At 71.2% G+C, this 21,239-nt stretch carries 23 protein-coding genes; 9 read left to right on the top strand and 14 right to left on the bottom strand.

Annotated elements, in window-relative coordinates; genetic code table 11:
- Positions 1 to 19 precede the first annotated feature (19 nt).
- Positions 20 to 484, bottom strand: coding sequence for a MarR family winged helix-turn-helix transcriptional regulator (locus ACIPV1_RS09465; protein ID WP_123294655.1), 465 nt, complete (start codon positions 482 to 484; stop codon positions 20 to 22).
- Positions 485 to 580: 96 nt separating this feature from the next.
- On the opposite strand from ACIPV1_RS09465, the gene ACIPV1_RS09460 reads away from it, so the two are divergent.
- A complete protein-coding gene (locus ACIPV1_RS09460) occupies positions 581 to 2,770 on the top strand; it encodes an MDR family MFS transporter (RefSeq protein ID WP_402726265.1) in 2,190 nt (729 codons plus the stop codon).
- A 76-nt stretch (positions 2,771 to 2,846) separates the two neighbouring features.
- The gene (locus ACIPV1_RS09455) at positions 2,847 to 3,434 is read left to right on the top strand and encodes a TetR/AcrR family transcriptional regulator (protein WP_123939119.1); all 588 of its coding nucleotides are present in this window, start codon (positions 2,847 to 2,849) and stop codon (positions 3,432 to 3,434) included.
- 118 nt (positions 3,435 to 3,552) lie between these two features.
- Here the strand turns inward: ACIPV1_RS09455 and ACIPV1_RS09450 are convergent, their stop codons facing one another.
- From ACIPV1_RS09450 to ACIPV1_RS09405, 10 genes are all read right to left on the bottom strand, one after another.
- Positions 3,553 to 4,056: a flavin reductase family protein gene (locus ACIPV1_RS09450; protein ID WP_402726264.1), complete on the bottom strand. Its 504-nt coding sequence runs from the start codon at positions 4,054 to 4,056 to the stop codon at positions 3,553 to 3,555.
- Between the two features lie 14 nt (positions 4,057 to 4,070).
- A complete protein-coding gene (locus tag ACIPV1_RS09445) occupies positions 4,071 to 5,780 on the bottom strand; it encodes an MFS transporter (RefSeq protein WP_402726263.1) in 1,710 nt (569 codons plus the stop codon).
- 1 nt (position 5,781) lies between these two features.
- Entirely contained in the window at positions 5,782 to 7,116 is a 1,335-nt protein-coding gene (locus ACIPV1_RS09440; RefSeq protein ID WP_123939121.1) for an NtaA/DmoA family FMN-dependent monooxygenase, read from the bottom strand.
- Positions 7,113 to 7,865: a cysteine hydrolase family protein gene (locus tag ACIPV1_RS09435; RefSeq protein WP_123939122.1), complete on the bottom strand. Its 753-nt coding sequence runs from the start codon at positions 7,863 to 7,865 to the stop codon at positions 7,113 to 7,115. The genes ACIPV1_RS09440 and ACIPV1_RS09435 overlap by 4 nt, the downstream gene beginning before the upstream one ends.
- Positions 7,862 to 8,926, bottom strand: a complete 1,065-nt coding sequence (locus ACIPV1_RS09430) for an LLM class flavin-dependent oxidoreductase (protein WP_111086881.1) — start codon at positions 8,924 to 8,926, stop codon at positions 7,862 to 7,864. Before ACIPV1_RS09430 ends, ACIPV1_RS09435 begins: the two co-directional genes overlap by 4 nt.
- Before the next feature lie 48 nt (positions 8,927 to 8,974).
- Positions 8,975 to 10,099 (bottom strand): ABC transporter substrate-binding protein, encoded by a 1,125-nt coding sequence (locus ACIPV1_RS09425; protein ID WP_260155069.1) that lies wholly within the window; start codon positions 10,097 to 10,099, stop codon positions 8,975 to 8,977.
- Between the two features lie 169 nt (positions 10,100 to 10,268).
- A complete protein-coding gene (locus ACIPV1_RS09420) occupies positions 10,269 to 11,111 on the bottom strand; it encodes an ABC transporter permease (RefSeq protein ID WP_221182577.1) in 843 nt (280 codons plus the stop codon).
- A 13-nt stretch (positions 11,112 to 11,124) separates the two neighbouring features.
- Positions 11,125 to 11,952: an ABC transporter ATP-binding protein gene (locus tag ACIPV1_RS09415; protein ID WP_123294748.1), complete on the bottom strand. Its 828-nt coding sequence runs from the start codon at positions 11,950 to 11,952 to the stop codon at positions 11,125 to 11,127.
- Positions 11,953 to 12,141: 189 nt separating this feature from the next.
- Complete coding sequence (locus tag ACIPV1_RS09410) at positions 12,142 to 12,555, bottom strand: hypothetical protein (protein ID WP_123939123.1); 414 nt, start codon at positions 12,553 to 12,555, stop codon at positions 12,142 to 12,144.
- A 28-nt stretch (positions 12,556 to 12,583) separates the two neighbouring features.
- Positions 12,584 to 13,342 carry an SDR family NAD(P)-dependent oxidoreductase gene (locus ACIPV1_RS09405; protein ID WP_159573985.1) on the bottom strand — a complete coding sequence of 253 codons (759 nt, stop codon included), beginning with the start codon at positions 13,340 to 13,342 and terminating at the stop codon, positions 12,584 to 12,586.
- Between the two features lie 68 nt (positions 13,343 to 13,410).
- On the opposite strand from ACIPV1_RS09405, the gene ACIPV1_RS09400 reads away from it, so the two are divergent.
- Positions 13,411 to 14,004: a TetR family transcriptional regulator gene (locus tag ACIPV1_RS09400; protein ID WP_402726262.1), complete on the top strand. Its 594-nt coding sequence runs from the start codon at positions 13,411 to 13,413 to the stop codon at positions 14,002 to 14,004.
- Between the two features lie 84 nt (positions 14,005 to 14,088).
- Here the strand turns inward: ACIPV1_RS09400 and ACIPV1_RS09395 are convergent, their stop codons facing one another.
- Positions 14,089 to 15,030 carry an aldo/keto reductase gene (locus ACIPV1_RS09395; RefSeq protein WP_402726261.1) on the bottom strand — a complete coding sequence of 314 codons (942 nt, stop codon included), beginning with the start codon at positions 15,028 to 15,030 and terminating at the stop codon, positions 14,089 to 14,091.
- Positions 15,031 to 15,139: 109 nt separating this feature from the next.
- Here ACIPV1_RS09395 and ACIPV1_RS09390 point away from each other — a divergent pair, with 109 nt between their 5' ends.
- The 3 genes from ACIPV1_RS09390 to ACIPV1_RS09380 are packed head-to-tail and all read left to right on the top strand — an operon-like array spanning position 15,140 to position 16,587.
- Entirely contained in the window at positions 15,140 to 15,730 is a 591-nt protein-coding gene (locus ACIPV1_RS09390) for a TetR family transcriptional regulator (RefSeq protein WP_402726260.1), read from the top strand.
- A 40-nt stretch (positions 15,731 to 15,770) separates the two neighbouring features.
- Positions 15,771 to 16,184 (top strand): VOC family protein, encoded by a 414-nt coding sequence (locus tag ACIPV1_RS09385; protein WP_123939127.1) that lies wholly within the window; start codon positions 15,771 to 15,773, stop codon positions 16,182 to 16,184.
- Positions 16,185 to 16,191: 7 nt separating this feature from the next.
- Positions 16,192 to 16,587, top strand: coding sequence for an arsenate reductase ArsC (locus ACIPV1_RS09380; RefSeq protein WP_402726259.1), 396 nt, complete (start codon positions 16,192 to 16,194; stop codon positions 16,585 to 16,587).
- 4 nt (positions 16,588 to 16,591) lie between these two features.
- Here the strand turns inward: ACIPV1_RS09380 and ACIPV1_RS09375 are convergent, their stop codons facing one another.
- Positions 16,592 to 16,861, bottom strand: coding sequence for a hypothetical protein (locus ACIPV1_RS09375; RefSeq protein WP_402726258.1), 270 nt, complete (start codon positions 16,859 to 16,861; stop codon positions 16,592 to 16,594).
- A gap of 98 nt (positions 16,862 to 16,959) precedes the next feature.
- On the opposite strand from ACIPV1_RS09375, the gene ACIPV1_RS09370 reads away from it, so the two are divergent.
- Positions 16,960 to 17,832, top strand: a complete 873-nt coding sequence (locus ACIPV1_RS09370; protein WP_123294644.1) for a DUF808 domain-containing protein — start codon at positions 16,960 to 16,962, stop codon at positions 17,830 to 17,832.
- A 119-nt stretch (positions 17,833 to 17,951) separates the two neighbouring features.
- Entirely contained in the window at positions 17,952 to 18,386 is a 435-nt protein-coding gene (locus ACIPV1_RS09365) for a VOC family protein (RefSeq protein ID WP_402726257.1), read from the top strand.
- 19 nt (positions 18,387 to 18,405) lie between these two features.
- On the opposite strand, the gene ACIPV1_RS09360 is transcribed toward ACIPV1_RS09365, so the two are convergent.
- Positions 18,406 to 19,359, bottom strand: coding sequence for a manganese catalase family protein (locus ACIPV1_RS09360; RefSeq protein WP_402726256.1), 954 nt, complete (start codon positions 19,357 to 19,359; stop codon positions 18,406 to 18,408).
- A 140-nt stretch (positions 19,360 to 19,499) separates the two neighbouring features.
- Between ACIPV1_RS09360 and ACIPV1_RS09355 the strand changes: the two genes are divergently transcribed.
- Positions 19,500 to 20,885, top strand: coding sequence for an FAD-binding oxidoreductase (locus ACIPV1_RS09355; protein ID WP_402726255.1), 1,386 nt, complete (start codon positions 19,500 to 19,502; stop codon positions 20,883 to 20,885).
- Positions 20,886 to 21,239: the final 354 nt, after the last annotated feature.

The raw sequence follows: 21,239 nt of genomic DNA, 5'->3' as shown, positions 1-21,239 counted from the left end.
CGTCCTCTTGCTGGTCACGTCACGGGCGCGTGGTGCCGATCCCGAGGACCGCGTCGGCCCGGTCGTTCAGTCGCGTGAGCATCTCGGCGAGCGAGCGCAGCTCGTCCGAGGCGAACTCCTCGGTGAGGTCGTCGAAGACCTCGGCGCCGGCGGCGTCGAGCTGGTCGAGCAACTGCTTGCCCGCGGGTGCGAGCGAGACCAGGGTCGCTCGGCCGTCGGCGGGGTCCGGCGAGCCGACCAGGTGCTCGGCCTCGACCAGCGACGCCACCCGGCGACTGATCACCGGGCGGGACAGGCCCGTCGCGTCGGCGATCGCGGTCGCACGGACGGGTCCGTGACCGGCGACGGCTCGCAGGATCACCCGCGCGGTCGGGTCGAGGCCGCCGCTGGACTCGATGAGCGAGGAACGCAGGGTCTGCCGGACCCACAGCCGGTCGAGCTGGGATCGCAGGAGTCGCTCGGCGGCACGCCGGTCGTCGCACATGGGGCCAGCGTAGTGGGCACATTTAGTTGCTTGCTGGAAGCAACAGATGTATCGTTGCGCGGTCTGCAAAGTTACACAGCACGAAAAAGGAGTTCGATGACCGCCACCGCACCCGTCCAGGTGCAGCACGGTCGGCACACCGCCGAGGCCCCAGCAGCCTCCGGCGGGACCGGCCCGCAGCCCCTGATGACCCACCGCCAGATCCTCCTGGTGATCTACGGCCTGATGGCGGGCATGTTCCTGTCGTCCCTCGGCCAGACGGTGTTCGGCACGGCGATCCGCACCATCGGCGACGACCTGCACGGCCTCGACCAGCAGGCCTGGGTCACCACGGCCTACCTGATCACCTCGACGATCGCGACGCCGATCTACGGCAAGCTCTCCGACATCTTCGGCCGCCGGCCCCTCTACATCTTCGGCATCGTCGTGTTCATCCTCGGCGCCGTCCTGTCGTCGATGTCCACCTCGATGCTCATGCTCGCGGCCTTCCGCGCCGTGCAGGGCATCGGTGCCGGTGCGCTCATGTCGCTGCCGCTCGCGATCATGGGTGACATCCTCGCCCCGCGCGAACGTGCCAAGTACCAGGGCTACTTCCTCGCCGTGTTCGGCATCTCGTCCGTCATCGGGCCGCTCATCGGTGGGCTGCTCGCCGGTTCCTCCGAGATCCTGTGGATCACGGGATGGCGCTGGGTCCTGCTGATCAACGTGCCGATCGGCGTCGCGGCGCTCCTCATGGTCATCGTCTTCCTGCACCTGCCGAAGGTGCACAGTGCCGACGACGCGAAGCCCAAGGTCGACTGGTGGGGCGCGACCGCCGTCATCGTCACCCTCGTGCCGCTGCTGCTCGTCGCCGAACAGGGGCGCATCTGGGGCTGGGGCTCCCCCGCCGCCATCGCCTGCTACGTCGTCGGGGTCGTCGGCCTGGTCGGGCTGCTGCTCATCGAGTCGAAGATGGGCGACGCGGCGATCATCCCGCTCAAGCTCTTCCGCTCGGGCACGTTCTCGATGGCGACCGTCATCGGGTTCCTGGTCGGCTTCGCGATGTTCGGTGCGATGCTCACCATCCCGCTCTACCTGCAGATCGTCGTGGGGCTCACCCCGACCGAGTCCGGCTTCGCCACGCTGCCCCTGGTCGGCGGACTCATGATCGCCTCGATCACGAGTGGTCAGATCGTCGCCCGCGTCGGCCGCTACCGGATCTTCCCGGTCATCGGCACCGCGCTCGTGTCCGCCGGCTACGTCGTCCTGACCTTCATGTCGATCGACAAGCCGCTCTGGTTCCTGATGATCGGCATGTTCCTGATCGGCCTCGGCCTCGGGTCGGTCATGCAGTCGCTGACCCTGGCCTCGCAGGGCTCCGTCGAGGCCCGTGACATGGGCGTCGCCACGTCGTCCGCCACGTTCTTCCGGCAGATCGGTGGAACGCTCGGCACCGCGGTCCTGCTCTCCATCCTGTTCTCGGTGATGCCGGCGAACATCCTGACGGCCACGGCGAACGAGAAGGACCTCGGTCCGGCGCTCGACGCCGCGCTCAACCCCACCGTCGCCAGCGCGAAGGCGAACCAGGGCGCCATGGACAAGATCTGGACGCCCGTCGTCACCCCGCTCACGAAGACCGTGCAGTCGCAGCTCGACGCTGCCTCGGCGAAGGCGACGCAGGCCGCCGACGCCGCGGTCACCGAGCAGGTCACGGCAGCCGTGCAGCAGCAGGTCGCCGCCGGTGCGGTCCCCGCCGCCTCGGCCCAGTCCGTCATCGACCAGCAGGTCGCAGCGGCGACGCCGGCGGCCGAGCAGTCCGCGCTCGAGCAGGTCGCCGACCAGGCACACGCCAGCGTGCAGGACGGCACCGTGTCCGTCGACTGGTCGAACGCCTCGCAGCGCTCGTACTGGGTCGACGAGCTCACCCCGGAGCTCGCGAAGAAGATCGACGACGGCAACACCACGAGCGACAGCGCCACCAGCACGAACGACACCTCGTTCCTGACCGGTGCCGACAGCCGCCTGACCCGGCCGTTCATGGCGGGCTTCAACGCCTCGTCGGTGACGATCTACTGGGTCGGCCTCGGCGTGATCCTGCTCGCGTTCGTGCTCACCTGGTTCTTCCGGGTGCCGCCGCTGCGTCAGCGCTCCGCCCTGCAGGAGCGTGCCGACCTGTCCGCCGAGGCCCAGCTCGAGGCCGAAGCCGGCGCTGCCGCTGCCGACGCCGGCTCGTTCACCGGTCCGATGACCGGGTCCGTGCCGACCGGATCGGGTTCGACCGGATCCACACCGACGCACCGTCGGTGACCGACCGGGCCGTCCGTGCCGTGCCCCCTTTCCGGCACGGGCGGCCCACCAACCCCCACCACCACCAGGAGTCCACGTGATCACCACCCCGGCAGCTGCAGTGGCGACGGAGCCGTGCACCCTGCGGGAGCGCAAGAAGCAGCAGACCCGGCAGGCGCTGCACGACGCGGCCCTGACGCTGGTGTCCGCGCACGGGCTGGACGGCGTCACCATCGAGCAGATCTGCGCCGATGCCGACGTCTCGCCTCGCACCTTCTTCAACTACTTCTCGTCCAAGGCGCACGCCGCCCTCGGACTCGACTCCGTCGAGGTCCCGGAGCCTTCCGCAGCATGGTTCACCGAGGCTCGTGGCGGCCTGGTCGACGACCTCTGCACCCTCGTCGCGGCGACCGTACCGCTGTCCCAGGACCGCCGCCGGATGAAGGAGCTGCTGGTCCTCCGGCCCGAGATGTCGTCGATGGTGATGCAGTGGATGGCCGAGTCGCGCCAGTCCCTGCTCAGCGTCGTGGGCACCAGGACCGACGACCAGACCGCTCGCACGGCGGTGACGCTCGTGATGTCGGCGCTCAGCGAGGCCGCCCACCGCGACTCCGTGCGGAACAACGACGAGCTCGCGGTGCGGCTCCGGGCCGTGGTGCGCGAGATGGCGGCGCTGGCCTCCTGACGGGGTCGTGCGGGCCGCCGCGCGGAGCGTACCGAGTCGTTTCGGGCGTACCGGGTCGGAACTTCTGACCAGGTGCGCCCGATTCCGCTTCCCATCGCACGCGTTCTGGGAAAGAACGTCAGGCGGTGGCGACGCTTGCTCGCCGCCGAGCTGGCCGGTGCCACACGAGCGCGGCGTTGGCGCGGTCGCGGGCGAAGCGGAGCACCCGCAGCACCACGATGTCGTGGTCGCCCGCACGGTGGACGGCCTCGACCGAGCACTCCAGCCACGAGTGCGCGCCGTCGAGCAGGATCGCTCCCGCCCCGGTGTCCGTGGACGGCACGCCGACCAGTCGCTGCGACCGATCGCGGGAGGCCAGCTGACGGGTCTGCTCGGCGTGGCCCTCGGCGAGCACGGAGATGCCGAGCACCGGCGCACCGGCCAGGTCCGGCCAGGTCGTCGACGAGTGCTGCACGGCGATCGTCGCGAGCGGCGGGTCGTACGAGACCCCGACGGTGAACGACGTCACCACCATGACGACCGGCACGCCGTCGACCCGCGCGGCGATGGCGGCCACGACGGAGGGGACCTCGGCGATCGCCTCGCGGATGTCGAACGGGTCGTCGGTGAAGTCGTGCTGCATGGTGGTTCCTTCGTTCAGGAGCGGGCGAGCAGGGTGCGGGCACGGCGCTCGTCGGCACGCATCGCGGCGACGAGGGCGTCCGGCCCGGGGAACGTGCGCTGCCGCCGGAGCCGACGGCCGACAGTGAGCTCGACGGGGGTGCCGTACAGGTCGCCGTCGAAGTCGAGCACGTGGATCTCGACGGTGCGCGGCCGGTCGGCGAAGGTGCTGTTGCTGCCGATCGACACGAGCGCCTTACGGGCACCGGACCAGGTCGGCGCGGTGAGCCAGCCGACGTAGACCCCGTCCGACGGAACAGCGCCCGCGTCGTCTGGCAGCAGGTTGGCGGTCGGGAACCCGAGCCCGTGCCCGACCCCGGCGCCGTGCACGACCGCGCCGGTCAGGACCGCCGGCGCTCGCCCTGGCAGGGACGCCGCCGCCACGAGTGCCCCGAGGGCCGCCAGCGCCAGGGCACCGAGGGCCACCGCGTCGGTCGACACCGCGAGCAGCACGGCGGTGACCGTGCTGCCCAGGACGGCACCGAGCTGCTTCACGGTGTTGAAGGTGCTCGACGCCGCACCGATGGTCGCCGATCCGGCGCCGAGCACCGCCGCGAGCGAGAACGGGGACCAGACGAACGCGTTCGCGACCCCGAAGCCGGTGAACGCCGTCGCCACTGCCCAGAGGGGTGCGGCGGTCCCGATGAGCACGGCGGTCAGTGCCACCGAGACGACGAGCAGGACGGCGCCGATGGTCGCCGTTGCACGGGGGCCCGCGGTGTTCGTCGTGCGGCCGACGAACGGTGCGGCGGCCAGGCAGGCGACCCCCATCGGCACGAGCACGAGGGCCGCGGCGCCGGGTCCGAGACCACGTCCGTCCTGCAGGTCGAGCATGAGCGGGATCGGGGCCGACCCGACGCAGAACGACGCCGCGGTCGCGCCCCACGAGCCGGTCACGAACCCGCGGTCGCGGAACAGCCCGAGCGGGACGAGCGCCCGGTCCCCCGCGCGGCGCTGCACCGTGAGGACCGCGGCGACGACGAGTGCGCCGAGCACCACCAGACCGACCCGCGGCAGGGGTGCGGCGAGGACGCCGTCGCCCGTGCCCTGGACACCGACGACCACCGCGAACACCCCGGCGGTCACCCCGACGACGGCGAGTACCGGCAGGGGCACCGCGATGCGCCGGGACACCGGCACGAACCGCAGCACGGCAATGGCGGTGACGATGCCGACGGGCACGTTCACCAGGAAGACCGACGGCCACCCCCACGCCTCGACGAGCACGCCGCCGACGATCGGGCCGGCGACGGTCGCCGCACCGCCACCGGCGCTCCAGACGGCGAGCGCGACGGCGAGCCGGGGTGGTTCGAACAACGAGCGGATCACGGTCAGGCACTGGGGTGTCAGCAGCGCCGCACCGACGCCCTGCACGGCGCGCCAGACGATGAGCGCGCCGATCCCCGGTGCGAACGCGCACCCGACCGACGCGACGGTGAACACCGCGAGCCCGAGCAGGTAGACCCGGCGGTGCCCGAAGCGGTCGCCGAGCCGTCCGGCGACGAGGAGCGGCACGGCGAACGCGAACAGGTAGGCGCTGTTCACCCAGACCGACAGTGACGCGTCGGTGCCGAGGTCGCTGCCGATGTCCGGCAGGGCGACGGACACGATCGTGCTGTCCAGCAGCAGCATGAAGAAGCCGAGGCAGAGCCCGCCGAGCGCGAGCCACCGACGGGCCGGGGTCACCTCACACCGCCAGGTTCTCGCGGAGCGTCGACCCGGGGTACCGCGGTGCCAGGGCACCTCGGGCACGCAGCTCCGGTACGAGCAGCTCGCTCAGGTCGGCGAACCCGGTGGGCATGCCGAGCGGGCTGGACAGCATGTAGCCGCCGCGTCCGCCGGTGGCCGCGAAGTTCTCCTGCAGGGCGTCGGCGACCCCCGCGGCGTCGCCGACCAGCATGTGGTCGAGGCCCGTCGCGGCACGCCAGCCGTGCTCGAAGAAGTCGTCGCGGTCCATGGTGTGGTCCTCGCCGAACTCGGCGACCAGGCTGCCGACCAGGCCGGCCGGGCTCGCCTGCGCGGCGACGATCTCGTCGCGCAGCTCGCCGAGGCGGAACGTCTCCGGGAGCGTGGAGAAGTCGTACCCGGCGTTGTGCGAGATGAAGGTGCCGACGGCCTCGCGGTTCCAGAACGACAGCAGCGAGTCACGGCGGGCGGCGGCCTCGGCGTCGGTGGCCCCGACGATGACCTGGGTCGCCCAGAGGATCCCGACGCCGGACGGGTCCCGACCGGCGTCGGTGAGCGCTGCGTCGAGGGCGTTCCGGTGCCGGAGCTGTCCGGCGACGCTCGACCCGAACCCGAACACCAGGTCGGCGAACGACGCACTGGCGGCGATGCCGCGCGGCGAGTTGCCGGCCTGCACGACGACGGGGTGCCGCTGCGGACTGGGGACGCTCGCGAGCGGGCCGCGCACCTTGAAGAAGCGGCCGTCGTGGTCGATGGGGTGCACCCCGGCCGGGTCGGCGAACCGGCCGGTCGCGCGGTCGCGGACGATCGCGTCGGGGGCGACGGAGTCCCAGAGCGCACGGCAGACGCCGATGAACTCCTCCATCCGTTCGTACCGCAGGTCGTGGTCGATCAGGTGGTCGGACCCGTAGTTCGCCGCGTCCGCGCCCCGCGACGAGGCGACGACGTTGAACGCCATCCGCCCGCCGGTGACGTGGTCGAGCGAGTTGAGCAGTCGGGCGACGGAGAAGGGGTGGGTGAACGTGGACGAGTAGGTGAGCCCGAACCCGATGTGCTCCGTGACGGTGGACATCGCGGCGATCACGGGCGACATGTCCTGCCGGGGCCACTGGATGCCCCACTCGACGGCCGGGTCGATGCTGCCGCGCCACGTGCTCGGCACACCGGACCCGTCGCCGAAGAACAGCATGTCCACGCCTGCGCGCTCGGCGGTCCGGGCGACCTCCATGTACATGCGGACGTCGGGGAAGTCCTGGCCGACCCAGCTGCCGGCCGCTGCCCACCGCCCCTCGGTGTGGGTGAAGGACAGGTCGTAGGCCAGGTGCATGCCGCTCATCGGGCACCCACCGGCGAAACGGACGCAGACGCAGACGCAGACGCGGACCCGGACGCAGACGCAGACGCAGACGCAGCAGCGTCAGCCGCCGCGCGCCACAGCGCGACCGTCTCGTCGGCGTCGGTCACGACGCCCACGTTGAGGTCGATCAGGGTGAGTGCGGCGTCGTGCACGTCGGTGTCGTACGCGGCGGTGGCGTCCTGCGGGACCACCACGGGCCAGCCGAGCTGCATCGCGTCCTGTGCGGTGGCGAGGACGCAGCACTCGGTCGTGAGTCCCACGACGGTGACCCAGCCGATCCCTGCGGCGGTGAGCCGGGCCTCCAGGTCGGTGCCCAGGAACCCGCTGTAGCCGCGCTTGACGACGCGTGTCTCGCCGGGGGCGGGCGCCGTGCGGTACCACTCGGCGCCCTCCGTGCCGATCCGGCAGGGCTCGTCGTCCGGCATCGGGCCGTCCGGGTCACCGCCGCGCAGCCACGTGCTGGAGCGCCACGGCCGCGCCGGGTCGCTGCCGAGTTCGACCCAGACGACGGGGACGCCCGCTGCGCGGGCCTCGTCGACGAGCGAGCCGATGCGGGTGACGGCGGCGTCCACCGCGACGGACGCGCGGTCGTCGAGTCCGTAGGGGGCGATCCGCGCCGGCTCACCGAAGTCACACTGCACGTCGACGACGACGAGCGCGGGGCGGAGCGGAGCAGACAGCAACTGCGCGAGCCGCGGGTCGCGACCCGCGTCGGGTCCCCCGGTCACCGGACGACCGCCGCGTCGTGCTGGCGGAGCGCCGGCAGGACGGTCTCCCCGAACAGCACCATGTCCTGGTCGTACTCGGGGAAGATCAGCATCAGGCCGTCGAGCTCGCCCCGGTCGACGATGTACTCGATGTGCTCGGTGACGGTCTCGGCGGACCCGGCGACGTACGCGGTCTGGAACGCGTCCTCACCGGCAGCACCGTCCGCCCAGGCACGCGCCTGCTCGGCGGGGACGCCCCACGACGCCCGCATCGAGGCCAGTGCCTCGCGGTCGACGCCGGCACCCCACTCGCGCACCTTCCGCTGCGCGGCGGCGTCGGTCTCGCCCTGCACGACCGTGAGCATCGAGTAGGTGCGGCACTCGCGTCCCTCGGCGGCGGCACGGTCGTGGACGTCGCGGGACAGGTCGCGCATCTCGTCCAGGCTGTCCGCTGCCAGGAATGCGCCGTCGGCGTGCTTCGCCTGGAACGCCCGGGCTGCCTCGGACTTGCCGGCGCTGATGATGGTCGGCCGCGATGCGGGGTGGGGGCGGGACTCGCACGCGTCGAGGTCGAAGTACGGCGTGTGCATCGTCACGCTGTCCTCGGTCCACAGGCGCGTGACCGCCTCGGTCCAGAGCTCCGTCATCCGGTACCGGTCGGCGTGGCTGAGGGCCGCGTCCCAGATCCCGAACTGCTCGAACTCCGCCGCGTAGGCGCCGTTGACGATGTTCATGCCGGCCCGGCCGCCGGAGACGTCCTGCAGCGTCGTGTACATCTTCGCGGCGACCGCCGGGTTGTGGACGTTGGCGTGCATGGTCGCCCAGATCTTGACCCGCTCGGTGGCCTCGGCGATGCCGGCCATCATCGTCATCGACTCGAGGGAGCGACCCCAGTGGTCGGTGGAGCCGCCGAAGCCGCGCCACTTCGCCATCGACATCACGAAGTCCAGGCCGATCGTCTCGGCGTGCAGCGCCGCGCGCTTGTTCCACGCGTAGGTCGCCTCGGGGTGGGGTGCCGTGGTGGAGAGCATCCACCCGCCGTTGCCGATCGGGAGGAAGATCCCGTACTCCTTCGCGGGCATCTCACGCCGCCTTTCTGGTCGTTGCGGAACACTCGGTGACGATGGCGCTCACGGTGCCGGCCACACGGTCTCGCCGTCCTTCGTGATGGCGTCGATGTACTCGTTCGTGAACCAGCTCTTCGCGTCGTCGGCGGTCACCGAGCTCTTGACGATGTCGAACTGGTGCAGCATGTCGACGAGCTTCGTCACGTTCTCCGGGTCGATCCCGCCGAGCGGCTGGTCCGGCGTCGGGTTGTCCGCGATGACCTTCGTCTCGGTGGTCCAGATCTTGGTGTTCTGGGCGGTGTCGTAGGTGGCGCCGGACAGCTTCGCGGCGTACCCGACGCACTGCTTGGTCTTCGCCTCGCTCGCGGAGCAGAAGTCGTAGGCGTGCAGGGCTGCGCGCAGGACGTCCTCGACCGCGGTCGGGTGCGCCTTCGCGAAGGCGGGGTTGACGGCCATCGCGCCGATCGACGAGGGGATGTCGTAGTCGACGGGCTGCCAGACGGTGACGTCGTCACCGGCGGCCTTGAGCAGGTTCGGCTCGTTCGACACGAAGCCGGTCAGCGCCTCGAGGCCGTTCTGCTTGCGGGGCAGGACGGACGGGTCGTAGCCCTCCTTGACGAGCGTGAGGGAGTCCCACTCGACGCCGGCCTTCTCCATCATCGCCCGGACCGAGGCGGGGACGTAGCCCTTGTGGCCGACGACCTGGCCGTCGAGCTGCGGCAGCTTCGTGATGTCCTTGTTCGTCATCAGGACGTCGAGGCCGGCGTTCGAGTACGACGAGATCCCGGTGATGTCGATGCCGTTCGCGCGGGCCTGGATGAGGTCCTGCTCGGCGACGGCGGACACGGTGGCCTGGCCGCTGGCGAGGAGCTTCGTGTTCTGGGCGGTGTCACCCGAGCCCGGCTTCAGGGTCACGTCGAGGCAGAGGTCCTTGAAGTAGCCGAGCTCGTCCGCCGCGATGTACTCGAGGATCGACGCCGACGACTGGTACTGGTAGCCGGACAGGTAGGTGATCTTGCCGGCGTCCTGGTTCTCCTTGCACCGCTCGGCCGAGATCGCGCTGCCCTCGGACGAGGTGGTGCCGGCGCTCGAGCCGGTGCTGCAGCCGGTGAGCGCGAGGGCGACGACGGCGGTGGCGAGGGCCGCGAGTGCGGCCTTGGTGCGGTGCTGCATGGTGCTGTGCTGCATGGTCACTCCTGTGGGAAGGGATGGGTGGTGCAGGGCGGGTGCGGGTGGGTCGGTGGGTCGCCGGACGTCGGCCTGGAGGCGCGGCTGACGTCGCGCGGGCAGGCTCGCGCCGGCGGGTGGTGCGGCAGGGCCGCGGGGCGGCCGCATGGTGCGGCCGGCGGACCGCGCGTCAGTCGTTCGCGGTGCGGTGCCAGTGCAGGACACGGCGCTCGACGACCGTGATGAGTCCGAGCAGGACCACGCCCATCACCGCGAGGATCGCGATCGCCGCGTAGACGACGTCGAGCTGGTTCATCGACGACGCCGTGCTGATCACGGTGCCGAGGCCGCCGGTCGAACCCGAGGCGGACAGCTCCGCGACGACCGCGCCGATGATCGACAGCGGGAACACGATCCGGAGTGCCGCGAACACGAACGGCAGGGCGTTCGGGATCCGCAGGTGCACGAGCATCTCGAACCGGGAGGCATCGATCGTCTTGTACACCTGCAGCACGGGCTGCGGCACGGACCGCAGGCCTGCGGCGGTGTTGATCAGGATCGGGAAGAAGCAGATGAGCGCCGTGATGACGAGCTTCGGCAGCGGCCCGAACCCGAACGCCACCACCAGGGCCGGGGCGATCGCGACGAGGGGCGTGACGTTCAGCACGATGGCGATCGGCATGACCGCACGGCGGACGATCGGCAGCTCACTCGTCAGCACCGCGAGCACGAAGGCGGCGAGGAACCCGATGGCCAGGCCGACGAGCGACTCCGCCAGGGTGATGCCGGCGTTCTGCAGGTAGTAGGGCAGCTGCGTGGCCAAGGTCTCCCCCACCGCGGGCAGCGGCGGCAGCAGGTACGGCATCGCCGTCGCGCCGATCTGCCAGAGCACCGACAGGACGGCGAGCATCACGACGAGGGGCAACCAGACGGTCGGTCGGAGCCAACCGGGCACCGGTCGGCGGGCGGTGCGTCGCTCGGCGTCGGCCGTGGTGGCGGTCGCGGCGGGCGTGGAGGTGGTGGTGGCGCTCATCGTCCCGTCTCCCTCAGGCCGCATCGGTCATGCGCCAGGCGCTGTGCAACCGGGTCCGGACCAGGTCTTCGTACTCGTGGAACCGCTGTTCCTCGAACAGCCGCTGGTTGCGCGGGCGGGGCAGGTCGATGTCGATGACGTCGACGATCCGGCCGGGGCGCGGCGCCATCACGACGACGGTGTCCGACATCCGGACGGCTTCGGACACCGAGTGCGTCACGAAGAGCACCGTCGTGCGCAGCTCGTCCCACAGGTCGAGCAGCTGGTCCTGCAGGCTCTCGCGGGTGAACTCGTCGAGCGCCGAGAACGGCTCGTCCATCAGCAGGACGTCGGGGCGCAGGCCGAAGGCACGGACGATCGCGGCACGCTGCTGCATGCCGCCGGACAGCTGTGCGGGGAGCTTGTCCATCGCCTCGCCGAGTCCCGCCATCCGCAGGAGTTCGCGCATGTCCGGGCCGGTGCCGGTACTGCGCTCCTCGAGGTCCTCGATGGCGGCGCGGCGGCGACCGGCACCCGGGTTCACGCGCCCGGCGAGCGACACGTTCTGCAGCACGGTGAGCCAGGGCAGCAGCGCCGGTGCCTGGGGCACGAGTCCGATGAGCTTCGCCGCGCAGGCCTGGGCCGGCGTGACACCGTGCACCCGGACGTCACCGCGGTCGGCGGGCTCGAGCCCGGCCACCAGGCGGAGCAGCGTCGACTTCCCGCAGCCGCTCGGGCCGATGAGCGACACGAACTTCCCGGGCTCGATGGTCAACTCGACGTCGTCGAGCGCGACCATGGCGCTCGGGCCGCTGCCGTACACCTTGCGCACCGCGTCCACGCGGACCGCTGATGTGGTCATCCGTTCCTCCATACCGTCGGCGAGCACGCAGGCTCGGTCTCGTATGGCGGAGAGCGTGCGTCGCGAGCTCGGGTTGGTCTGCGACGCGGAAATCCGCTGCTGGTGATGAGGTTAGGGCGCCCGTGTTACGGAGTCGGACCACATGTGTTGCGAACGTGTGAACGAGTGCGCGGGTCGGGTCGACTGGGCTCAGCGCGGCGAGGGCACCGCGGTCTGGCCGTCCCAGACGAGCACCTCGACGCCGAGGTCCTCGGCGGCCACCGCCACCCACCCGGCGAGCGCCCTCGCCGCGGGTTCGGCGACGACGAGCACTGCTCGTTCCACGCCGGGGACCGACTGCCGCAGCCACAGCAGCTTGAACAGGTCCGCCATCACCTTGTTGCGCCAGGCGGGCTTGTAGGCGCCCTGGTTCGCGACGAGCTGCACGACGACGCGGTCGGCGGCGTCGATGCCCTCGACCTCGACGCGGGCGCGGTCGAGCACGACGGTGCGCGGGCGGAGGACGAGGCCGAGGGCGGTGCCGGTGTGCTCGAGCATCCGGCGTTCGACGGAGTCGGGGGCGAACCGGCCCCACTCGGAGCGCGCGACGGGGACCTCGGTCATGTCGGCAGTGTAGGCGGCGCGTCCCGCCTCAGACGACCGACCACCCACCGTCGCTCGGCAGCACGGCGCCGTTCACGTTGGCGGAGTCGTCGCTGAGCAGCCAGGTGATGGCCGCTGCGAGCTGCTCCGGCTGCGCCACCGGCGGGATGGCGACCTGCATGATGGGGCCGACCCGGCTGGCGGCGTACTCGCTGCGCATCGGCGCCTCGATGTTCGTCGCGACCGCGCCCGGCGCGACCGCGTTTGCCCGGATGCCCTGCGGCCCGTGGAAGAACGCCACGCTCTTGGTGAACCCGGCGATCGCGTGCTTCGACGCCGTGTACGCGGCACCCGCTGCCGAGGCACGGAGTGCGGCCTCGGAGGCGACGTTCACGACGGCGCCGCGGCCGGCGGCGATCATGTGCGGCAGGACGGCGCGGGTGAGGCGCATCGGTCCGGTGACGTTGACGCTGAAGACGCGGTCCCAGGTGGCGTCGTCGACCTCGCTCGGCGGCAGGAAGGCGTCCATGATGCCGGCGACGTTCGCCAGTCCGTCGATGCGATCGCCCGCTGCCGCGATGAGTGCGTCGATGGTCTCGGTGGCGGCGACGTCGCCGACGACGGTCTCGAGTTCGAGGCCCTCGAGTTCGGAGCGGAGCGCGTCGAGGCGGTCGGCGACGACGTCGGTCGCGATCACCCGCCCGCCCTCGTTCGCGATGCGCGTCGCCGTGGCGCGTCCGATGCCGGAACCCGCCCCGGTGACGATGATGGTCCTGCCGGTGAAACGTCCGGCGGTGGTGTCGGTCATGTCGTCTCCTCACTGAGAGGCGCTCGCTGCGCCACGATGGTTATAGCACTCAGTGCCGAAAGGACTCCATGCGCCCGACGAGCGACCGGCCGACGAGCGATCGACCGACGGGACGCCCCCGCACGATCGACCCGGACGCGGTGTCCCTCGTGGCGCTCCGGCTGTTCGACGAGCAGGGCTTCGACGCCGTGTCGATGGACGACGTCGCCGCAGCTGCCGGCGTGAGCCGCCGGTCGTTGTTCCGGCTGTTCCCGAACAAGGCGACGCTCGTCTGGGGCGGGCTCGACGAGTTCGCCTCGCGGTTCGGTGACGCGCTCCGACAGCGGCCGTCCACGGAGTCGTCGTCGGTCGCCCTGCGTGCCGCCTACCGGATCGGCGCGACCTTCCCCGACGACGCCGTCGAGGTCACCCGCCACCGACTCCGTGTCATCCGCGCCAACCCCTCGCTCGAGCACGTCGGCGCGGCCACGGTCACGACCCTGACCGACGCGATCGTCCGGTTCGTGGCCGAGCGGGACGGCGCGACGCCCGACGACCTCGCGGTGTCGGTGCGCGCGCACGCCCTGGCGGCCGCGGCGAGCGCGGCCCTCACCTGGTGGGCGCTGCACGGCGACGGCCGACCGGAGGACGTCGTGGACCGCGCACTCGCCCTGCTCGCCTGAGACGCGCCCTGGACACGACCACCGGACGGACGGGAGGCCCGTGGCGGGCGTGCCACGGGCCTCCCGTCCGGCACCCGGCCGGGCTCAGCCCATCGCGCGCTTCCCACGGACGTCGCGCGACAGCGCGTCGATGCGCGCCACCTCGTCGTCAGTGAGCCGCACGTCGGCGGCGGCGACGTTCTCGGCGACGCGTCCGGGGTTGCGCGATCCGGGGATCGGGACCAGGTCGGCGCGCTTCGCCAGGATCCAGGCCAACGCGAGCTGCGAGAGCGAGACGCGCTTCGCGTCGGCGATCTCGGTGAGTGCGGCGACGACGGCGACGTTCGCGTCGAAGTGCTCCGGCGCCCACCACTCGAGCTGCTGGCGGATGTCGTCGGCCGCGTAGGCGCTCGCCGGCTGCACGGCACCGCTCAGGAACCCGCGCGCCAGCGGCGAGTAGGCGACGACGCCGATGCCGAGCTCGTCGACGAGGGGGAAGAGCGCCTCGGACTCCCGCGAGAAGACGGAGTACTCGGTCTGGAACGCCGAGATCGGGTGGACCGCATGGGCACGGCGGATCTGGTCGGCATCGGTGTTCGACAGGCCGAGGTACCGGACCTTGCCGGCCTGCACGAACTCCTGCATCACGCCGACGACGTCCTCGATCGGGACAGCCGGGTCGTGGACGTGCTGGTAGAGCAGGTCGATCGAGTCGGTGCCGAGGTTCTGCAGGCTCGCGTCCACCACCTGCCGGATGTGCTCCGGTCGGGAGTCCGGTGCGTAGGCCTCGGGCGTGAACCCGAACTTCGTGGCGATGGTCACCTCGTCGCGGATCGGGGCGAGCGCCGCGCCGAGGAGCCGCTCGCCGGTCCCCCAGCCGTACAGCTCGGCCGTGTCGAAGTGCGTGACGCCGAGTTCGTGGGCGTGCCGGATCGCGGCGACGGACTCGGTGTCGTCGCCGGGTCCGTACGCGAACGTGGTGCCCATGGCGCCGTAGCCGATGGCGCTGACGGTGAGGCCCTGTCGGCCGAGGGTGCGTTGCTGCATGGTGCCGTCCCTTCGTGACGTGTGGTGGTCATGCGAGTGGCACTGTACGCCACTACTGTCAGAGTCTGACAACTTGGACCGAAGGTGACGTCGCGGTACGATCGGCCCCGTGAGCGACGTGCGAACCGGCCTGCGGGACATCACCCGCGATGCCGTCCGCGCGCGCATCGCGGCCGTGGCCCTCGAGCGGTTCGACACCGACGGGTTCGACAACGTCACCGTGGAACAGGTCGCCGCCGAGGTGGGGATCTCGGCGCGGAGCTTCCACCGGTACTTCCCCGCGAAGGAGGACGCCGTCATCGGCGACCCCGCGCGACACCGGGACGCCCTCGCCGAGGCGTTCCGGTCACTGTCGACGACCCAACCGGTGTGGCCCGCGCTGCGCGAGGCCTTCGCCGAGATGCTCGAGCGCGGCAGCACCGACGACCCCGAGACCGGTCGACGGTCCGTCCGCGTGATGACGAGCACGGCGTCACTGCGCGCACGGAACCTCGAGAAGCACCAGGCCTGGGCGGACGTCCTGACGCCCCTCGTCGTCGAGCAGCTCCACGGGCCGGACGCCGACCTGCGCGCACGGGTCCTCGTGCAGGCAGCCCTCGGTTGCTTCGACGTGGCGATCACCACCTGGGCCACGGGCAACGACCCCGACGCGGCCGCGATCCTGCGACGCGCGTTCGACGGCATCGCACCGAGCGCCTGACGAGCGGACGCGCGCCGTCGTCCAGCGGTATCGTCCGGGCATGAACGTCACCGGACCGTCGCCGTACTTCCAGTTCGCCGGCACCGCCAGGCAGGCACTCGAGCACTGGCAGGGTGTCTTCGGCGGCGAGGTCCAGATCGCGACCTACGCCGACTTCTCACGGACCGACGGCCCCGCCGACGCGGTCGCCCACGGACAGCTCACCGGCGGGCTGCAGCTCTTCGCCGCCGACGCGAGCGAGACCGACGAGCCGTTCGCGGCGACCGGCCTGCTGTTCTCGCTCCTCGGGGCCGACGAACCCGACGTGCTGCGGCGGTGGTTCGACGCGCTCGCCGAGGGCGGCACGGTCGTCGACGCCCTGCAGCAACGGCCGTGGGGCGACTGGGACGGCACCGTGCGGGACGCGTTCGGTGTCACGTGGCTGATCGGGTTCGAGGCGTCAGCGCTGGGATGATGGGCGCATGACCGACCGCCCCGCCGTCCTGTTCGTGTGCGTCCACAACGCCGGACGCTCGCAGATGGCCGCGGGGTGGCTGCAGCACCTCGCCGGTGACAGCGTCCGGGTGTTCTCCGCCGGCAGCGAGCCCGCCGACCAGGTCAACGCCGTCGCCGTGCAGGCCATGGCCGAGCAGGGCATCGACATCGCCGACGCCCGGCCGGCGGTGCTCGAGGCCGAGACCGTGCGCGAGTCGGACGTCGTCATCACCATGGGCTGCGGGGACGCCTGCCCGGTGTTCCCCGGCAAGCGCTACGAGGACTGGGACCTCGACGACCCGGCCGGGCTGGGGATCGAGCAGGTCCGCCCGATCCGCGACGACATCCGGATGCGGGTCGAGCGGCTGATCGCGTCCCTGTAGTCGGCTACTGCTGGTCGGACGGCAGCAGCGGCGCCCAGAGGGCATCCGGGCCGTCAGCCTGCACGGCGTCGCGCTCGAAGCGGAAGCCGTAGTCGCGCACGAAGTCGAGTGCGGCGGCCTGCTCGTCCTCGGCGTCGTCGTGCGCAGCGTCGAACAGGTACACGCCGTGCCCCATCTTCACGCCCGAGTCGCTGATCACCGTGAGGTCCCAACGCCCCTCCTCGGCGCGTTCGATCCGCACGACGGCGGCCTGTGCAGCGGTGAAGTCAGCCATGGCCTCAGCCTACGGACGGTGCCCCGGCGGCGTTCAGGGTCGGCCGCGCCCACTACGCTGAGCACCGTCACAGGCCCGGACGAGCGGAGAACGAAGTCATGTCAGTCGGATTGCTCGCCGTGGTGGACGACATCCTCTCCGCGGCCCTGAAGGCGAGCGCGAAGACCGCCGGGGTCGTCATCGACGATGCCGCGGTCACTCCGCAGTACGTGCAGGGACTCGCGCCGGCCCGGGAACTGCCGGTCGTCGGGCGCATCGCGCTCGGCAGCCTGTTCAACAAGTTCATCATCATCATCCCGCTGGCGCTGCTGCTCACCGCGTTCGCGCCCTGGGTGCTGCCGTACCTCCTGCTCATCGGCGGGACGTACCTGTGCTTCGAGGGTGCGGAGAAGGTCACCGAGTGGTTCGGTGTCCACCACGGCGCAGGCTCCACCGACTCGGTCACCGAACCGAAGCTCGTGTTCGGCGCCATCCGGACCGACCTCATCCTGAGCACCGAGATCATGCTCATCGCCCTGGCCGGTCTCGACCCCGACCTCGGGCTCTGGCCGACACTCGGTGCACTCATCGTGATCGGGCTCGTCATGACCGCGGTCGTCTACGGCGCGGTGGCCCTGCTGGTGAAGATCGACGACGTCGGTCTGCAGATGATGAAGAACTCGGTCCGCCGGACCCGTCGCACAGGAGCGCGGATCGTGCGGGCGATGCCGACGGTCTTCCGGGTCATCAGCGTCATCGGCACCGTGGCCATGCTCTGGGTGGGCGGGCACCTGGTCATCGCGAACCTCGCCGAGACCTTCTGGCACGGCCCGTACGACCTGCTGCACACGATCGAGCACGCGATCGAGGCAACAGGCCCGGTCATCACGTGGATCGTCGACACCGCGGTCTCGGCGGTCGCCGGTGTCGTCCTCGGCATGGTCGTCGTGGCGATCGTCCTCGGCATCGGTCGCCTCCGCGGGAAGCACTGACTTACACTTCTGTTCCGGCGTCGGAACACGAGTGTTCCGACGGTGCACGCGTCGAACGACTCGTGGAGCGTCGCAGAACGGGTGCGCGCGACCCGCGCCGCGCGCCTACCCTGGCGCGCATGGCAACGGTGCGACAGGTCCAGGTGACGTTCGACTGCGCCGAGCCGGAGCGGGTCGCCCGGTTCTGGTGCGAGGTCCTCGGCTACGAGGTCCCTGCTCCCCCGCCCGGGTTCGACGACTGGCATGCGTTCAACGCCTCGCTCCCGCCCGAGCACCAGGACTCCGCCTTCGCGTGCGTCGACCCGACGGGCGTCGGGCCGCGGCTGTTCTTCCAGCGGGTGCCCGAGGGCAAGACGGTGAAGAACCGCGTGCACCTGGACGTCCGGGTCGGCACCGGTCTTGTCGGCGAGGAACGTCTCGCAGCGCTCGATGCGGAGAGCGCTCGCCTCGTCGCGCTCGGCGCGACGCAGTTCCGCCGCATGCTCGCGGATCAGGTCAACGAGTCCTGCATCGTGATGCAGGACGTCGAGGGCAACGAGTTCTGCCTCGACTGATCCGCGAGCCCGCGCAGGTTCAGGCCACCGGCCCGTACGTGCTCACCTCGACGGCGTCGAGCTCGAGCTCGGCGGTCTGCTGGATGAGTGCCAGCAGGTCGGCGTCGAGCCCGGGAGCGAACTCCTCGAGTCGCTCCGGAGCGATGAACGACGGCACGCCGGCCGGGGCCTGCTCGGTCGCCGTCAGGTCCGTGCCGTCCTTCGACGGGGACGCCCCGCGGAAGATCTTGCCAGCCTCGGACGCCCCGTCGAGGTCGAAGCTGTACTGCTTGCTCTGCAGCCCGAGGTCGAGGAGCTCCTTGACCTCCGGGAACCGCTCGGCGTTCGTCTTCGGGATCGGCAGCAGGGTCTTCCAGTCGACGCCGAGGGTCTCGAGCGCCTTCGCGTACGCGTTCTCGTGCGCCTGGTCACGGACGATCAGGTACGCGACGGTGCTGCGCGCGGTGGGGTTGTCCGTCATCTCGTAGATCCGGCACTTCTGCAGGCGACCGGTGGACTCGAGCATCAGGTTGTAGAGCAGGTCGAGCGGCAGGTTGCCGGAGTTGTAGACGTAGCTGCCGCTCCACGGGTTGCCGGCCGAGTCGACCGGCAGGGCGCCCTGAGCGCCGACGAGGTAGTGGTGGATGTTGCTCGTGTCGAGCGCGATGCTGAGCGGCGTCGCACCCTTCGCACCCGGCTTGTCGAGCGGGTCGGTGAGCTTGCCGGTGTACTCGGGCGAGCCGTCGAGCAGGCGGGAGATCGTGGTGCCGATGAGCTCGACGTGGCTGATCTCCTCGGTGCCGACGCCCTGGATGAGGTCGCGGTACGGCTTGGCCGCCGGGCCGCGGAAGTTCATCGCCTGGAACAGGTACTGCATCATCGTGCGCATCTCGCCGAACTGCCCGCCGAGCCCTTCCTGCAGGGCGTTGGCGGCTGTCGGGTCGGGCTCGCCGTCAGCGATCTCGTTGATCCAGGTCTGTGCGTGGAAGTACATGGGGCCTCCTTGCTCACCGCGACGGATCCGCCGCGTGCCTCACCGTCGTCCGGCGTCCCTGGCAGGCGACACGGGTCGTCCACTCAGCGCGGTATCGTCGTCGGCGCCGCACCGCCGCGCCCGGAAGGACCCCCGAACCGATGACCGTCAGTCACGCCGTCGACACAGCCGCCCTCGACGACCTGCTCGAGCCGGACCAGGTCCTCCGCGACCCGGCGTCGCTCGAGCGGTACCGCCACGACGACGCCGAGTGGGCCGACTCCACCGCACCGCTCGCCGTCGTCCTCGCACGCAGCACCGACGACGTCGTCGCCACCGTCCGGTGGGCGGCAGCCGCCGGCGTGCGGGTCGTGCCGCGCGGCGCCGGGACCGGGCTGTCCGGCGGGGCGAACGCGATGGCCCGATCGGTCGTCCTGTCCCTCGAGCTGATGGACGCGGTGCTCGAGGTGAACACCGACGAGCGCTACGCCATCGCCCAGCCCGGTGTGGTCAACGACGCACTGCGGGCTGCCGTCGCGGAGCACGGACTCTGGTACCCGCCGGACCCGGCGAGCTCGGCGATCTCGACGATCGGCGGCAACGTCGCGACGAACGCCGGCGGGATCTGCTGCGTGAAGTACGGCGTCACCCGCGACTACGTGCTCGGGATGACCGTGGTGCTGGCCGACGGTTCCGTGGTGGAGCTCGGGCGCCGCACGGCGAAGGGCGTCGCCGGGTACGACCTGGCCGGCCTGATCGTCGGGTCCGAGGGCACGCTCGGCATCGTCGTGTCGGTCACCGTCAAGCTGCTCCCCCTGGCCGGACGCGACGAACGTGCTGTGATCGGGTACTTCCCCTCGCTCAGCACCGCCGGGGACGCCGTCGCCGCGATCTCGCGTGCCGGGATCATCCCCGCCGCACTCGAGATCGTGGACCGGACCTGCCTGCGGGCCGTCGACGACTGGATGCACCTCGGGCTGCCGTCCGACGTCGACACCCTGCTGCTTGCCCGGGTCGACGAGCGTGGTGCCGCGGGGGACGAGCTCGCCGACCAGGTCGCAGCCGTCTTCGCGCAGGCCGGCGGCACCGACGTCGAGCGCGCCACGGACCCCGACGACATCGACCGACTGTTCCAGGCACGGCGACTCGCGTACCCGGCACTCGAGCGGCTCGGCCCGGTGCTCACCGAGGACATCTGCGTGCCCCGAAGCGCGGTGCCCGAGATGCTCCGACGGATCCAGGCGACTGCGGCAGCGCACGACGTCACCATCGCGAACATCGCGCACGCTGGCGACGGCAACCTGCACCCGCTGATCATCGCTCCCGAGGGCGACGAGGCCGCGAAGGCCCGCGCGAAGCAGGCGTTCGACCAGATCGTCGCGGACTGCCTGGCACTCGGCGGCACCGTCACGGGTGAGCACGGCGTCGGCCTGCTCAAGCTGCCGGGCCTGCGGCAGGAGCTCGGCGAGCGGGTCCTCGCGATGCACCGTGCCGTCAAGGACGCCCTGGACCCGGAGGGCACCCTGAATCCCGGCAAGGCGTTCTGAACCCACGTGGACGACGGACGGGAGGCCCGGTGCCAGCTGGCACCGGGCCTCCCGTCCGTCCGCTGGTCGCGTCCAGGGCGCGAAGGTCACAGACCGGTAACGAGGACAGATCGGTCCAAACCTTTTGCCGGAGGCCCCCGAATCACCTGCACAGACCGGGAAACACCCGGAGCGCTCACCAGCCGCACATTGCTGGTTCTCCACCCTGCACCAGGGTGTGTTCGGCGCGCACACAGCAGCCGCGCCGAGCGCGACACCTCAGCAAAGGAAACGATCACCATGCGCAAGAGCCTGAAAACCTCCATCACCCTCGCCACGACCGGCGCCCTCGTGCTCGGCGGTGCCGCGTTCGGC

It is taken from the genome of Curtobacterium sp. NPDC089991, from assembly GCF_044748425.1.
Classification (GTDB): Bacteria; Actinomycetota; Actinomycetes; order Actinomycetales; family Microbacteriaceae; genus Curtobacterium.
Note: the sequence above shows the minus strand (reverse complement) of the source record. Positions and strands in the feature narration are given on the sequence as shown.